Below are 1,360 nucleotides of genomic sequence, written 5' to 3' on the forward strand. Positions count from 1 at the left end.
TGAACCGTCCCGGTTTTCATGCCGCCGTTTTGTTGGCGGCTTCGATATCTATCGGGCCGTTTGTTTCAGCGTAGTAGTTGCGTTCATATTCTTCGGGCGGCATGTTCCCGAGCGCGCTGTGCAGGCGCCGATTGTTGTACCAATCCAACCAATCGAAGGTGAGTTTCTCGACGTCCGCGAGAGTCTTCAACGGCCCCGTCATGAAGGGTGAGTTCTTCGCCACGGCCTCGTTTTTGTAGAGCCCCATGACGGTCTCCGCGGCCGCGTTATCGTACGCGTCACCGATAGTTCCGATCGAGGCGATGAGCCCTTCCAGAGCGACAGTCTCGGTGAATTTAATCGATGTGTATTGAGATCCGGCATCGCTGTGATGTATCAAACCGGGCCCCACGGCGTGGCCGGCGCGATCGCGACGCCAGAGCGCCATGTTCAAACAGACTTCCACGAACGGCGTGTCTTTGGCCGTTGACGCATGCCAGCCCACGATCGCTCGGGAGTACAAGTCGATTGCGAAAGCTACGTAGACGAAGCCGCCCCACGTTGGTACGTAGGTGAAGTCCGTGACCCAGGAATGGTTAGGGCGGGGCGCACTGAAGTTACGTTTGAGCAAGTCAGGAGCTCGCGGTGAGTCCTTGCCAGCCGACGCCGACTCCCGGGGCTTACGGCCCCTTACGAGGCCATTCATGCCCTCGAGGCGCATCAACCGGTCGACCGTGTGCTTGGAAACGCCGGCGAACTCGCCTCGGTTCAGCCACGCCGTCATCTTCCGCCGACCGTAGAGAATCTCAGGTTGCTGACGGCCCTGGGTATCTCGCGCCTTCAACGCTTTGAGCCGATCGACGAGGGCAGCGTCGCTCTGAACTCGCGCTGCGGCGGCGCGGGTCTTCCATGCCCGAAATGACCGTGAAGTGACAGCAACGCCCTGCTCGCGCAGGACGCCACACGTCAACTCGACTCCATGGCCATTCGCCTTCATCTGAACGATGAAAGCGACTATGGACGGTTGCGAGGGTCGAGCTCCCTCGCGAAGAAAGACGCGGCTGCTTTGAGGATGTCGTTCGTTTCTCGAAGGTCGCGGTTCTCGCGCTTCAAGCGCTTGATTTCCTCGAGCTCTTCGCTTGTGGGCCCGCTACGTTCGCCGGCATCGGCCTGGGCCTGGGTGACCCACTTCCGGAGCGTTTCCGCGCCGATATTGAGCTTCGGTGCAAGGTCGCGGCACGCGGCCCACATCGATGGGTAATCCTTCAAACGGTCAAGGGTCATACGGACCGCTCGTTCGCGAACCTCTGTTGGGTGTTTCTTGGGCATATCCGAATCCTTTCACCAGAAAGAAAGCGGCAGGAAAACCGGGACGGTTCAC

At 59.8% G+C, this 1,360-nt stretch carries 1 protein-coding gene; it reads right to left on the reverse strand.

All coding sequences use genetic code 11. The features are described 5' to 3' along the window. Positions 1-16 precede the first annotated feature (16 nt). Positions 17-1,308 (reverse strand): IS3 family transposase gene (locus QN357_RS18960; protein WP_323505393.1). Its coding sequence is split into 2 segments (ribosomal slippage): positions 17-1,038 and positions 1,038-1,308, totalling 1,293 coding nucleotides; the frame shifts between segments, so codons are not numbered across the junction. Positions 1,309-1,360: the final 52 nt, after the last annotated feature.

This window comes from Cryobacterium sp. RTC2.1 (assembly GCF_035018685.1).
In the GTDB taxonomy this organism is placed as follows: Bacteria; Actinomycetota; Actinomycetes; order Actinomycetales; family Microbacteriaceae; genus Cryobacterium; species Cryobacterium glucosi.